The following is a 12928-nucleotide window of genomic DNA, read 5'->3' as shown; positions in this document are numbered from 1 at the left end:
GCCGCGCGTTGTCGGGTGCGGGTGCGTGGGACTTCTCGACAGGGCCCGGCTCCCCGCCGTGGGTCAGCCGCGCAACCGCTCGTAGTAGGCGACGCAGTCGGCGTACGACGGCAGCAGCCCGGACTTCGCCGCCTCGGCCAGCGACGGCGCCTCGGCGTCCTTCTCCGACAGCACCGGCTCCAGTCCCTCGGGCCACTCGATGCCAAGGGCGGGGTCGAGCGGGTTGATGCCGTGCTCACGGCCCGGCGCGTACCCGGCCGAGCACAGGTACACCACGGTGGCGTCGTCGGTCAGCGCCATGAACGCGTGCCCGAGGCCCTCCGACAGGAACACGGCGTGCCGGTTCTCGTCGTCCAGCCGGACCGCCTCCCAGCGGCCGAACGTGGGGGAGCCGACCCGGATGTCCACGATCACGTCCAGCACGGCCCCGCGCACGCACTTGACGTACTTCGACTGGCTCGGCGGCACGTCGGCGAAGTGGACGCCACGCAGCACGCCCCGCCGGGAGACCGAGCAGTTGGCCTGCGCGAGGTCGAGGTCGTAGCCGAGGGCCTCGCGGAACTCCCCGGCCCGGAACCACTCGTGGAAGCTGCCCCGGTCGTCGGGGAAGACCTTGGGCTCCTGCACCCAGGCGCCTTCGATGCTCAGCGGTCGCACGGTCCTTACTTGCCTTCCTGAAGTGCGGGCTTCTTCCCCTTGCCCAGCGCCCTGACCAGCGCACGGCGCACCGGCAGCGGGAGCTTGCGGGCCAGCCGGCGGGCGACGCCCGGCCGGGACCTCGGCGCGGCCGCGTCCGCCACGGGCTTCTTCGTGGCCGGCTTGGCGACCTTCAGGCCCTCGGGGGAGTTGCGGACGACGAGCGGCAGCGTGAAGAAGCGCGGCTCGGCGGCGTCCGCCACCAGGCACAGGGCGAGCCGCCAGCCGCCCTGCTGCAGCGACCGCACCGGCAGCGGGGCGTCCAGCACCGCGTGGCCGCCCTCGGCGGGCGAGAGCGTGGCCGGCACCTCCAGCACCTCGGCGGCGGGCTTCGGGCCGGTCAGCCGGATCGCCGCCTTGACGTCACCGGTGACGTGGAACGGCAGCACGGCGCGCAGCCGGTCGCCGGCGACGGTGAAGTCCGCGGGCCGCAACTCGCCGAAGCCGAGCCGCTTGCTCGCCTGGTCGACGTCGAGGGCGAAGTTGTTCTTGACCGTCCAGTACGGCAGTACCCGGCGGCCGCCGACGATCCCCGGTACGGGCAGCGGCGGGAGCGGGTCCTTGGACACCGGGAACAGCCGGTGCTCCCGGGTCCAGCCGCCGATGGTCAGACGGACGAACGCGTCCCACAGCCCGGCCGGCAGCGGGACGCCGCCGGCGGCGGTGGCCGGGTCCACGGTGGCCGTGGCCTTCACGACCAGGCGCACGCGGTCCGGCTCGCCCTCGACGGGCAGGGTTTCGCGGGTGATCTCGACCGGCTGGAAGAACTGGGCGTGCGTCTCGCGCTCGCGCATCATCAGGTCGACTCTGGCCTTCGCGAAGCGGGCGGCGGTGCCGCGCTCCAGCCGGGCGATGGCATCCGCGGCGTCGGCCGCCGGGCCGTCGGGCTCGGCGCCCGAGGTGTCGGCAGGGTAGGTCTTGGGCGCGCCGTCGACGGCGTACTCGGCGCTGAACTCGATCTTCAGGGCGGCACCGTCCCAGGTGACGCTGCGCGCGGACGTCGAGGGGGCGATGGCGGCCTCCCACTCGGCGACGGCGAGCACGTCCTCGTAGCGGCCGGCGCCGGCCAGCTCGGTGACCACCCGGTGGGCCGGTTCGAGCAGGGCGAACACGGAGGGGCCCATGCGCTCGGCGATCACCTTGTGGATCTCGTCGAAGAGCTCCCTGCGGTAGTCGTCCGGCAGCTTGAGGAACCGGTTGCCGCGCAGCCGCTCGCCCATCTCGCTGCGCAGCCAGCGGCGGAACATCCTGTCCCGCTTGGGGCCGGGCTCCGTGTAGCGCTCGACGACGTCGAGGGCCTCACGGAGGTTCGCGAAGTAGCCGACCGGGTCGAAGCGCTGGAAGCCGGCGTTCGAGGCGTCGTCGCGCTTGATGTGGTAGTAGCAGACGTAGTCGCTGAGGACCGAGATGTTCGACGCCCGCAGGTACGCCTCGGCGACGAAGACGTGGTCCTCCAGCCGCCTGCGGCCCTCCGGGAAGCGCAGCCCGATGCGGTCCAGGAAGGACCGGCGCAGCATCTTGTGCGGGGTCAGGCTGTCCATCAGCGGGGCGTTCTCGACGGTGGCCCGCGGATGGTTGCGCCGGAACAGCTCCACCGGCACCGGGCGGCCCTTGCCGGCCATCTTCCCGATGATCAGGTCGGCCTCGTTCTCGACGCCGTAGTTGTACATCCGCTCCAGGGCTTCGTCGCCCAGGAAGTCGTCGTTGTCGACGAACATCACGAACTCGCCCTTGGACGCGGCGATGCCCACGTTGCGGGGCTTGCCGGACCAGCCGGAGGGCTCCTGGTGGATGACGTGGATGTGCGGGTGCTCGGCGGCGAGGGCGTCGAGCCGGGCCGGTGTCCCGTCGCTGGAGCCGTCGTTCACGAAGATCACTTCGTACTCGTCGCGCGGCAGCGACTGCCGCAGCACCGAGGCGATGCAGTCCTCGATATAGGGCCCCGGGTTGTACACAGGGACGACAACACTGACTTTGACCGGCATCCGGCTTCCTAGCCCCCTGGATAAGCCGCCCATTCGCCTGGACGGCACTTGCATGTGGCCGAATGCTAACCCGGCCCTGTCCTCGGGCGTGTCCCGCCCCTTGGTCAAGACCGGGTCGTGAAGTGTCATCCGTGCGTCAAAGGACCAGCTCAGCCAAGGTTTCCGGGCGCGGCACCGGCCGCAGCCCCGGTCGTGGTCTCAGTCGTGGGTCCTGGCGAGCAGTTCCAGGACCTCCGCCGTACTGCCGGACTCGCCGAGCCGCGGGAAGATCCGCTCGACGCTGCCGCGGTGCGCCTCGCCGTCGCCGTCGGCCATGGCGTCCGTGGCGAGCGTCACATGGTAGCCGTGCGCGTAGGCGTCACGGGCGGTGGACTCCACACCGATGCTGGTGGCGATGCCGGTCAGCACGATCTGGGTGACGCCCCGGCGGCGCAGCTGCACGTCCAGGTCGGTGCCGTGGAAGGCGCTCCAGTTGTGCTTGGTGACACGGATGTCGCCGTCGTGGCCGGACAGCTCGTCGACGACGGCGTCCCAGCCTTCCGGGAAGGCGAGGCCGCGCGCCTGGCGTTCGGTGCGGCCCGGGACGGCGTCGGCGAAGTCGGCCGCGAAGGAGACCCGGACCAGGACGACGGGCAGGCCCCGGGCGCGGAAGGCGTCGGCGAGCTCCACCGTGCGGGCCACCACCTCGGCGCCGGTGTGAGGCCGGGTGGGCATGCCCACGATGCCCTGCTGGAGGTCGATGGCGACCAGGGCGGTGCGCGGGTCGAGCGTGCTCAGAGACATGGGGTGGATCAGGCCTTTCGAAGGGTTTGACGGGAGGGGAGGGTGAGCCGGGCCGGGGAGCGGTCCGGCAGGGTGATCGCCGCCGTGCCGGCCAGGTCCGTGCCCCGGCACCGTGCGCGGCCCGCGGTTGCCGGCAGCCACTTCACGCCGAGGACCGGACAGGCCGCCGAGAGCGGCACGTCGACGGTGAACACCAGGGGCCGGCCGCCGGCGCCGACCGGCATCCCGCCCGGCGTCGGACCGATCACGGCCACCGTCCGGGCGGAGACGGCGAGCGCGGTCGGTACCCCGGCCGGGCTGTCCTGCCCGGTGCGCTCGGCCGGGGTCCTGACCGCGCTCGCCGCCGGACACGCCGCCGACGTACCGGACCCGGGCAGCACCCGCGCCGCGATCAGCCGCCGGTCGCATCCGGCCGGGGCCGGGCGGGGGGCCTTCCGGGTGTCTGCGGTGAGCCTAGGTATCACGGGCGCGACAGCCGATCGAGCAGCTCGATCGCGGTGAGGAGGGTCCGGCGCTCGTCCTCCGTGTACCGGTCCTGCAAGGCGCGGGCCAGCCACTCGTCGCGCGCCTGCCGGTTGCCCTCCACGCGGGCCTGGCCGGCCTCGGTGAGGGTGACCAGCTGGCGGCGGCCGTCGGTCGGGTCGGGACTGCGGCGGATCAGCCCCTGCTGGTCGAGCGCGGCCAGAGTGGCCGCCATCGACTGCGGCCGGACCCCTTCGGCGGAGGCCAGCGCGCTGGCCGTGGCCGCGCCGTGCTTCGACACCAGGGTGAGGGCCGACTCCTGCGACGGGGTGAGATCCGCGTCCTGGGCGACCTCGCGGATACGGCGGCGCATCCGGCTGAACATCACGCGCAGGTCGCGCGCCGTGCGGATCGCGGAATCGGAGATCTCTGCCATGGGCCCACCGTAGAACCGTCAGCCGAAACTGTCCAGGTGAAGCTGACCAGTTGGAACTGTTAAGTTTGCCCTGAAGAAAGGGGTGCGGTCTCCTGGCCTACGCTGGCCGGGTGCGCCTGCTCCTGACCTCCGACACGCACCTCCCGCTGCGCGCCAAGCGGCTCCCGGACCAGCTCCTCGCCGAACTCCCGCGCGCGGACGTCGTCCTGCACGCCGGCGACTGGGTCGACGAGGCCACCCTCGACCTGCTGGAGAGCCGCAGCCGCCGCCTCATCGGGGTGTACGGCAACAACGACGGCCCCGGCCTGCGCGCCCGGCTCCCCGAGGTGGCCTACGCCGAGCTGGGCGGCCTGCGCTTCGGGGTGATCCACGAGACCGGCCCCGCCCAGGGCCGCGAGGCCCGCTGCGCCGCCCGCTTCCCGGACCTGGACGTCCTGGTCTTCGGGCACAGCCACATCCCCTGGGACACCACGGCACCGGGCGGCCTGCGCCTGCTCAACCCCGGCTCCCCGACCGACCGCCGCCGCCAGCCCCACTGCACCTACCTGACGGCGGCCGTCACCGACGGCGCCCTCCGTGAGGTGACCCTCCACCGGTTGCCACCCCGCTGACGACCGGCTGCGTCAGGAGGCGGGAACCCAGGCGGGTGGCGGCGGCTGGGTGGGGGCGGCTGCGGGGGGAACGCGGCCGGCCGGGCAGTCCCCCGCGCCGCACGCGGGGCGCCTGTCACCGGTGCCGGGAGGTCCACCTTCTCCGGCACCTCGTCACCGTCCATGCCAGTACCGCGATCACCGCCGCGGCCGCCGCCACCCGCTTGGCCACCGGCAGCCCCGCCGTGCGCAGCAGATCCAGCGGCTCCGGCTCCTCCTCGGCGACCGGCTCCGGATTCTCCTCGCTTCGCTCGCCCAGCCGCTGTGCCAGGCAGGCCGCGAACTGGCCCACCAGCCGGTCGCCCACCTCGGACAGCACCCCGCGCCCGAACTGGGCGGGGCGTCCGGTGACCGTCAGGTCGGTGTGCACCGAGACCGCCGTGCCGTCGTCGTGTGCGGTGAGGGTGCCGGTGACCGTGGCCCTGGCCGTGCCCTGCCCGCGGGTCTCCCGGCCGCTCGCCGCCAGGACGATCCGGTGGGCCTGCGCGTCCTGTTCCTCGAACACCGCCGTGCCCCGGTAGGTCACGGTGACCGGGCCGACCTTGACCTTCACCGAGCCGGTCACGGTCGTGCCGTCGTAGTCCTCGACGACCGCGCCCGGCAGACACGGCGCGACCCGCTCGATGTCGAGGAGCGCGGGCCAGGCCTCGTCGACCGGGACGGGGACGGTGAACTCGTGGTGCAGTTCCATGACTCACTCCTCCTGGCAGTCAGCGGACTGCGGGTGCGTGGATGGCGCCGGTGGTGGTGACCAGGGGCGCGCCGCTGCCGCCCCAGCGCAGGGCGACGATCTCGGCGGCGACGGACACGGCGACCTCCTCGGGGGTACGGGCGCCGAGGTCGAGGCCGAGCGGTGAGCGCAGCCGGGACAGCTCGGCCTCGGTGAGACCGGCCTCGGCCAGCCGGGCGCGCCGCTCGTCGTGGGTCCGGCGGCTGCCCATCGCCCCGATGTAGGCGGCCGGCCGGCGCAGCGCCTCCTCCAGCAGCGGCACGTCGAACTTCGGATCGTGGGTGAGGACGCAGATCACCGTGCGGTCGTCGGTGACCGTGCCGCTCAGATAGCGGTGCGGCCAGTCGACGACGACCTCGACGGCGGCCGGGAAGCGCTTGGGGGTGGCGAAGACGGGGCGGGCGTCGCAGACGGTGACCCGGTAGCCGAGGAAGTCGCCGATGCGGGCCACCGCGGCCGCGTAGTCGATCGCGCCGAAGACCAGCATCCGGGGCGGCGGCGCGAACGACTCCAGGAACACGGTGACGGCGTCCTCGCGGCGTTCGCCGTGCGGTCCGTAGTGCCGCAGGACGGAGGCGCCCAGGGCGAGTTCGCCGCGCGCGTCGGCGGTGACGGCGACGTCGAGGCCGGTCGTGCCGAGGGTACCGGCCGTCCGCTCCGGCCAGACGGCGAGCGTGGCGCCCCGCGGCGCGGGTCCGTCCACCACCGTGGCCACGGTCACCGGCTCGCCCGCCTCGACCGACCCGGCGACCGCACCGAACGCCGGGTCCGAGCCCGCGGTCACCGGCCGGACCAGCAGGGTGATCTCGCCGCCGCAGGTCAGCCCGACCGCGAACGCGTCCGCGTCGCTGTAACCGAACGTCTGCAGCCGGGGCTCACCGGTCGCGACGACCTCCCGCGCCAGCTCGAAGACGGCGCCCTCGACACAGCCGCCGGAGACACTGCCCACCACCTCGTCGTCCGGCCCCACCGCCATGGCCGCACCGGGGCCGCGCGGCGCGCTGCGGCTGACCGCGACCACCGTGGCGAGGCCGAACGGGATCCCGGCCGCGTGCCACCCGGCCAGCGTCGGCAGAATCTCACGCACCGTCCGCTCCCTTCCCCGGCCCGGCGCCGGCCCGTGCCCCACGCACCACCGCGGCCAGCCGCTCCAGCGCCGCCAGGCTGTGCCCCTCGACGAAGGAGTCGACGCTGGGCAGCGCCGCCGCCATCCCGGCCGCCAGCGGCGCGTAACCGGGCCGCGCCTTACGGGGGTTCGCCCAGACCACCTGGTGGGCCAGGGCGTGCAGCAGGCGCATCTGCTGCCCGAGCAGCTCCGGATCGCCGCGCTCCCAGCCGTCCGAGAGCAGGACGACGATCGCGCCCCGCGCCATGCCGCGCCGCCCCCACCGGTTCAGGAACTCGCGCAGCAGCTCGCCGAGTCGGGTGCCGCCGCGCCAGTCGGGCACCGCCGCCGCGACCTCCGCCATCGCCAGGTCGGGGTCCCGGTGCGACAGTTCGCGGGTGACGCGGGTCAGCCGGGTGCCCACGGTGAACACCTCCGTGCGGCCCGCGCGCACCGCCGCGTGCGCGAACCGCAGCAGCGCGTCGGCGTACGGCCCCATCGAACCGCTCACGTCGACGAGGAGCACCACCCGGCGCGGCCGGGCCACCCGGGCGTGCCGCCGCAGCAGGGCCGGCTCCCCGCCGCGCCGCAGCAACTCCCGTACCGTACGGCGCGGATCGACCGCCCCGCGCCGGGCGGGCCGCCGCCGCGCGGAGCGCCGGGTCTGCCCCGTCAGCGTGAACGCGGCCAGCAGACGGCGCAGTTGGGCCCGCTCGGCGGGATCGAGCTCGGTGACGTCGCGGTGCCGCAGTACCTCCGCGGAGCTGGCGAGGACGGCGGTGGGCGGTCCCGGCGGCTCGCTCTCGCCACCGGTACGGGGAGCCGTCGAAGTCTCCCGTGCGACGAGCCGCAGCCGCGGCGGGGGAGCGGTGCGCACCGGCTGCCGGGCGGGTGCGCCGGCCGGGCCGAAGTACGCGGCGAACACCCTCTCGTAGCGCTCCAGGTCGTCATGGCCGCCGCACAGCGTCGCCCGCCCCGCCCAGTACACGTCCGAGCGCATCCCCGGCCGCAGGGCGGCCACGGCGCGCAGGAACGCGTACCCGCGCTCGGCGCTCGCGTCCACTCCGGCCGCCCGCAACGCCCGTACGAAACCGAGCAGTACGGCATCCGCCGGCACCCCGGCCGTCCTCGACAGCGCCGCGCCCATGCCCGCTCACCCGCCCCGGGCCGCGAGGACCGCCGAGAGATCGAGCCCCCGCGCCCGCTCCGTGTCCTCCCGGTACTTCAGCACCGAACCCAGCGTCGCCACGGCCAGTTCGGCGTCCACCTCGGTCGCCCCCAGCGCGTCCAGCGCCTCCGCCCAGTCCAGGGTCTCGGCCACCCCGGGCGGTTTGACCAGGTCCGCGCCGCGCAGCGCCTGCACCAGGGCTGTGACCTGCTCGGCCAGCCGGGCCGACACCTGCGGCAACCGGCTGCGCACGATGGCCAGTTCACGGGCGAAGGAGGGATGGTCGAACCAGTGGTAGAGGCACCGCCGTTTCAGCGCGTCGTGCACCTCGCGGGTCCGGTTCGAGGTCAGGACCACCACCGGCGGCACCTCGGCCCGCAGCGTGCCCAGCTCCGGGATCGTCACCGAGTACTCGGACAGCAGCTCAAGGAGGAACGCCTCGAACTCGTCGTCGGCCCGGTCGATCTCGTCGACCAGCAGCACCGACGGATGCCGCTGGAGCGCCAGCAGCAGCGGCCGGGCGATCAGGAAGCGCCGGTCGTACAGCTCGCTCTCCAGCCGGTCCGCGTCCTGCACGCCCGCCGCCTCGGCGGCCCGCAGGTGCAGCAGCTGGCGGGGGAAGTCCCAGTCGTACAGGGCCTGCGAGGCGTCGATGCCCTCGTGGCACTGGAGCCGGATGAGCGGCGCCCCGAGCGCCTCGGCGAGGGCGGCGGCGAGCGCGGTCTTGCCCACGCCGGCGTCACCCTCGCAGAACAGCGGCCGGTGCAGTCTGAGGGCCAGGAAGCAGGTGACGGCGAGCCCTTCGTCGACGAGGTACCCCGTCTCCGCCAGGCGAGCCCCCACCTGCTCCGGGTCGTCCATCGGGGGAATCGGCGCTCACCCCATTCCACCGGCGGTCAGTACCGCCCGCCTGGTCAGCACCCGCGCGAGGTGCTCCCGGTACTCGGGCGAGGCCGACAGGTCCTGGGACGGCCGGGTGCCCTCGGCCGCGGCCTCGGCGGCACGGGCCACGGCCTGAGGGCTGTCGGCACCGGTCAGCGCCTGCTCGGCCGCGGTGGCCCGCAACGGGGTGGAGCCCATGTTGGTCAGCCCGATCCGCGCCTCGGCGATGTGCCCGTCGTCGCGCCGCACCAGCGCGGCGACCCCGACAATGGCCCAGGACTGGGCGACCGCGTGGAACTTCTCGTAGTGGAAGCCCCAGCCGTCCGTCTTCGGGATCCGCACCTCCACCAGCAGTTCGTCGGGCGCGAGCGCCGACTGGAGGTAGTCCACGAAGAACTCCCGGGCGGGGATCGTGCGCCGGCCGCCCGGCCCGGCGACGACCAGTTCGGCGTCGAGGGCGAGCGCCACGGCGGGCAGGTCCCCGGCCGGGTCGGCGTGCGCGAGGGAGCCGCCGAGGGTGCCGCGGTGCCGTACGGCGGGGTCGGCGACGGTGGCCGTCGCCGCCGCCAACAGCCCGGCGTGCCGCCGCACCAACGGGTCGTGGACGACGTCGTGGTGCGTGGTCAGCGCGCCGATGGCGAGCGTGTCGCCGTCCTCGCGGACCCCGCGCAGCTGCGGGATCCGGCCGACGTCCACGACCAGCTCCGGGAACGCGAGCCGCAGCCGCAGCAACGGCAGCAGGCTCTGCCCGCCGGCCAGCACCTTCGCCTCCTCGCCCGCGTCGGCGAGGGCGCGCACCGCCTCGTCGACGCTGGTCGGGCGGGTGTAGTCGAACGTGGGGGGAATCATCCGGAACCCTCCTCCCCGTACTGTCCCAGGTCGCCGGACCGGGCGGCCTGCCCGGACTGCCCCGACCGCGCCGGACCGGTGCCGCCGGCCTCCGCGCCGGCACCGCCCCGGCCGGCGCGGGCATCCCGCAGGGTCTGCCACACCCGGTGCGGCGAGCACGGCATCCGGACGTCGGTGACGCCCAGCGGACGCAGTGCGTCCACCACGGCGTTGACCACCGCGGGCGTCGACGCGATCGTCCCGGCCTCGCCGACCCCCTTGACCCCCATGGCGTTCGAGGCCGCCGGGGTCTCCGTCCGGTCGGTGACGAAGTCCGGCAGGTCCGCAGCCGACGGCACGAGGTAGTCGGCCATGGTCCCGGAGACGAGGTTGCCCTCGTCGTCGTAGACGGCCTCCTCGTACAGCGCCTGCGCGATGCCCTGCGCGAGACCGCCGTGCACCTGGCCCTCGACGATCATCGGGTTGACGACATGACCGACGTCGTCCACGCAGACGTACGACCTGATCTTCGTCTTGCCGGTCTCCGTGTCGACCTCGACCGCACACAGGTGGGTACCGTGCGGGTAGGAGAAGTTCTCCGGGTCGACCACCGTCTCGGCGTTGATGGACGGTTCGACGCCGTCGGGCAGGTCGTGGCTGGTGAACGCCTCGAAGGCGATCTCCTGGATGGTCTTGCGCGCCTCGGGCGAGCCCTTCACGGCGAACACGCCGTCCGTGAACTCCAGGTCCTGCTCGCTGGCCTCCAGCAGATGCGCGGCGACCTTCCGCGCCTTCTCGACCACCTTCACCGCCGCCCGGTGCACGGCCTCGCCGCCCACGGCCAGCGACCGCGAGCCGTAGGTGTCCATGCCCTGCGGCGAGGACCGGGTGTCGCCGTGCACCACCTCGACGTCCTCGAACGGCACGCCCAGCACGTCGGCCGCGATCTGGCTCCAGCAGGTCTCGTGGCCCTGCCCGTGCGGACTGGTGCCGGTGACCACCTCGACCTTCCCGGTGGGCAGCATGCGGATGCTCGCCGCCTCCCAGCCGCCGGCCCCGTACCTGAGGTCGCGCAGCACCCGGCTCGGCGCGAGACCGCACATCTCCGTGAAGGTCGACACGCCGATACCGAGGCGTACAGTGTCGCCGCGTTCGTTGCGCCGGTGCTGTTCGGCGCGCAGCTCGTCGTAGCCGAACAGGGCGAGGGCCTTCTGTGTGGCGGCCTCGTAGTTGCCGCTGTCGTAGGTCAGCCCGGCGATCGTGGTGTACGGGAACTCCTCGTGCCGGATCCAGTTCCGGCGCCGCAGCTCCACGGGATCCAGGCCGAGTTCGGCGGCCAGGTCGTCCATGATCCGCTCGATGGCGAAGGTCGCCTCCGGGCGGCCGGCGCCGCGGTAGGCGTCGGTGGGGGTGCGGGTGGTGAAGACGCCGGTGCAGTGGAATTCGTAGGCGTCCATCTTGTAGATCGCCGGGTACATGAAGGCGCCGAGGATCGGGATGCCCGGGGTGACCAGCATCAGGTAGGCGCCCATGTCGGCGATCAGGTCCACCTTCAGGCCGAGCAGCCTGCCCTCGCGGGTGGCGGCGATCTCGATGTCCTGGATCATGCCGCGGCCGTGATGCGTGGCGAGGTAGCCCTCGGAGCGGGACTCCGTCCACTTCACGGGACGGCCCAGCTTGCGGGCGACGGCCAGCGCGATGGCCTCCTCGCCGTACACCTGGAGCTTGGAGCCGAAGCCGCCGCCCACGTCCGGGGCGATCACCCGGAGCTTGTGCTCGGGGATCCCGGTGACGGTGGCCAGCATGATCCGCAGGATGTGCGGGATCTGGGTCGCCGAATGGACCGTGTACTCGCCGGAGGCGGCGATCGGGGTGACCACGACCGCGCGCGGTTCCATGGCGTTGGGGATCAGCCGCTGCTGGTGGTAGCGGCGTCTGAGGGTCACCTCGGCGCGCTGCCGTACCGACTCGAAGCTCTCGCCGCTGGCGAGCGGCCAGGTGTAGCAGCGGTTGGTGCCCTTGTCGGCGTGGACCAGCGGGGCGTCGTCCGCCAGCGCGGCCTCCAGGTCGAGGACCGGGGGCAGCGGGTCGTAGTCGACCTCGATCGCCTCCAGCGCGTCGGCGGCGGCGTACCGGTCGCGGGCCACCACGACGGCCACCGGGTCGCCGGCGTGCCGGACCTCGTCGACGGCGATCGGCGGGTGGTCGGGCAGCACGATGTCCTCGGTCACCGGCCAGGCGCAGGGCAGCGAGCCGAGGCCCTCGGCGAGGTCGCCGCCGGCGAACGCGGCGATGACCCCGGGGCGTTCGAGGGCGGGGGAGACGTCCACGCGGGTGACGCGGGCGTGTGCCATCGGGCTGCGCAGGACGGCCAGGTGGAGCAGTCCGGCGACCTGGATGTTGTCGGTCCAGTTGGTCTGGCCGGTGATCAGCCGGGCGTCCTCCTTGCGCAGCCGGGCGCGGCCGATCTCGGGTGCTGCGGCTTTGACGGCCTGGTCGGTCATGCCGTGGCCTCCTCGGGTACCTGCTGCCCGGAGGCGGCGAGCACCGCGCGGACGATGTTCTGGTAGCCGGTGCACCGGCACAGGTTGCCCTCCAGGGCCTGCCGGACCTCCTCGGAGGACGGGTGCGGGTTCTCCCGCAGCAGATCCCGGGCCGCCATGATCATCCCGGGTGTGCAGTAGCCGCACTGCAACCCGTGCCGTTCGTGGAAGGCCCGCTGCAGCGCCGTCCACTCCCCGTTCTCGGACAGCCCCTGGACAGTGGTCACCGTGCAGCCGTCCGCCTGTACGGCCAGCACCGAGCAGCTCTTGGCGGTCGCCCCGTCCAGGTCGACCGTGCACGCGCCGCAGTTCGAGGTGTCGCAGCCGATCGGGGTGCCGGTCAGGCCGAGACGGTCGCGCAGGTAGTGGACCAGCAGCAGACGGGGTTCGACCTCGTCGTTGTAGAGCGTGCCGTCCACCGTCACCTTGATGTGGGTCATGTGCCCTCCAGGCCGTGCGGGGCAGGAAAGAGGGATCTTCGCAGGACTGCGTGATGTAGGTCACTCTAGGGCTGTGCGGAGGCCCCGGCGAGTGCTGCGGCAGGCTCGCCGTCCTGGTCGGTGTGTGGCGCGAGCGCGGACTGCCGACCGGACCCCCGGGGGCGGGGCCGCCCGGCAACTCCGCGCCGCGCCGGCGGACGCGCCCGGCGCGCTCGCCGAG

General features: G+C 73.7%; 13 protein-coding genes. 1 reads left to right on the top strand and 12 read right to left on the bottom strand.

All coding sequences use genetic code 11. The features are described 5' to 3' along the window. Positions 1-63: 63 nt before the first annotated feature. The 5 genes from rfbC to AB0P24_RS22340 all read right to left on the bottom strand — a co-directional run bounded on the left by rfbC (position 64) and on the right by AB0P24_RS22340 (position 4362). The gene (rfbC, locus tag AB0P24_RS22360; protein ID WP_365796579.1) at positions 64-657 is read right to left on the bottom strand and encodes a dTDP-4-dehydrorhamnose 3,5-epimerase; all 594 of its coding nucleotides are present in this window, start codon (positions 655-657) and stop codon (positions 64-66) included. A 5-nt stretch (positions 658-662) separates the two neighbouring features. After that, entirely contained in the window at positions 663-2681 is a 2019-nt protein-coding gene (locus tag AB0P24_RS22355; RefSeq protein WP_365796577.1) for a glycosyltransferase family A protein, read from the bottom strand. A gap of 198 nt (positions 2682-2879) precedes the next feature. After that, a complete protein-coding gene (locus AB0P24_RS22350) occupies positions 2880-3464 on the bottom strand; it encodes a hydrolase (RefSeq protein ID WP_365796575.1) in 585 nt (194 codons plus the stop codon). An 8-nt stretch (positions 3465-3472) separates the two neighbouring features. Then, entirely contained in the window at positions 3473-3928 is a 456-nt protein-coding gene (locus AB0P24_RS22345; RefSeq protein ID WP_365796573.1) for a hypothetical protein, read from the bottom strand. Beyond that, positions 3925-4362 (bottom strand): MarR family transcriptional regulator, encoded by a 438-nt coding sequence (locus tag AB0P24_RS22340; RefSeq protein ID WP_365796571.1) that lies wholly within the window; start codon positions 4360-4362, stop codon positions 3925-3927. The genes AB0P24_RS22345 and AB0P24_RS22340 overlap by 4 nt, the downstream gene beginning before the upstream one ends. Positions 4363-4472: 110 nt before the next feature. On the opposite strand from AB0P24_RS22340, the gene AB0P24_RS22335 reads away from it, so the two are divergent. Continuing rightward, complete coding sequence (locus tag AB0P24_RS22335) at positions 4473-4973, top strand: metallophosphoesterase (RefSeq protein WP_365796569.1); 501 nt, start codon at positions 4473-4475, stop codon at positions 4971-4973. A 115-nt stretch (positions 4974-5088) separates the two neighbouring features. Here AB0P24_RS22335 and AB0P24_RS22330 read toward each other — a convergent pair whose 3' ends face one another. From AB0P24_RS22330 to AB0P24_RS22300, 7 genes are read right to left on the bottom strand one after another with little or no spacing between them, the layout of a single operon-like run. Beyond that, positions 5089-5703, bottom strand: coding sequence for an SRPBCC family protein (locus tag AB0P24_RS22330; protein WP_365796567.1), 615 nt, complete (start codon positions 5701-5703; stop codon positions 5089-5091). Between the two features lie 19 nt (positions 5704-5722). Further along, entirely contained in the window at positions 5723-6829 is a 1107-nt protein-coding gene (locus tag AB0P24_RS22325) for an XdhC/CoxI family protein (RefSeq protein WP_365796565.1), read from the bottom strand. Continuing rightward, positions 6822-7994 carry a VWA domain-containing protein gene (locus tag AB0P24_RS22320; RefSeq protein WP_365796563.1) on the bottom strand — a complete coding sequence of 391 codons (1173 nt, stop codon included), beginning with the start codon at positions 7992-7994 and terminating at the stop codon, positions 6822-6824. Before AB0P24_RS22320 ends, AB0P24_RS22325 begins: the two co-directional genes overlap by 8 nt. 6 nt (positions 7995-8000) lie before the next feature. Then, positions 8001-8876, bottom strand: a complete 876-nt coding sequence (locus AB0P24_RS22315) for a MoxR family ATPase (protein ID WP_365796561.1) — start codon at positions 8874-8876, stop codon at positions 8001-8003. 15 nt (positions 8877-8891) lie between these two features. After that, a complete protein-coding gene (locus AB0P24_RS22310) occupies positions 8892-9746 on the bottom strand; it encodes a xanthine dehydrogenase family protein subunit M (RefSeq protein ID WP_365796559.1) in 855 nt (284 codons plus the stop codon). Beyond that, on the bottom strand, positions 9743-12229 hold the full coding sequence (locus AB0P24_RS22305; RefSeq protein ID WP_365796557.1) for a molybdopterin cofactor-binding domain-containing protein: 2487 nt from the start codon (positions 12227-12229) through the stop codon (positions 9743-9745). The genes AB0P24_RS22310 and AB0P24_RS22305 overlap by 4 nt, the downstream gene beginning before the upstream one ends. Further along, positions 12226-12708, bottom strand: coding sequence for a (2Fe-2S)-binding protein (locus tag AB0P24_RS22300; protein ID WP_365796555.1), 483 nt, complete (start codon positions 12706-12708; stop codon positions 12226-12228). The genes AB0P24_RS22305 and AB0P24_RS22300 overlap by 4 nt, the downstream gene beginning before the upstream one ends. Between the last annotated feature and the right edge of the window lie 220 nt (positions 12709-12928).

Source organism: Streptomyces sp. NPDC086519, assembly GCF_040686075.1.
GTDB classification, from domain to species: Bacteria; Actinomycetota; Actinomycetes; order Streptomycetales; family Streptomycetaceae; genus Streptomyces; species Streptomyces shenzhenensis.
This window is presented reverse-complemented; position numbering and strand designations above follow the sequence as displayed.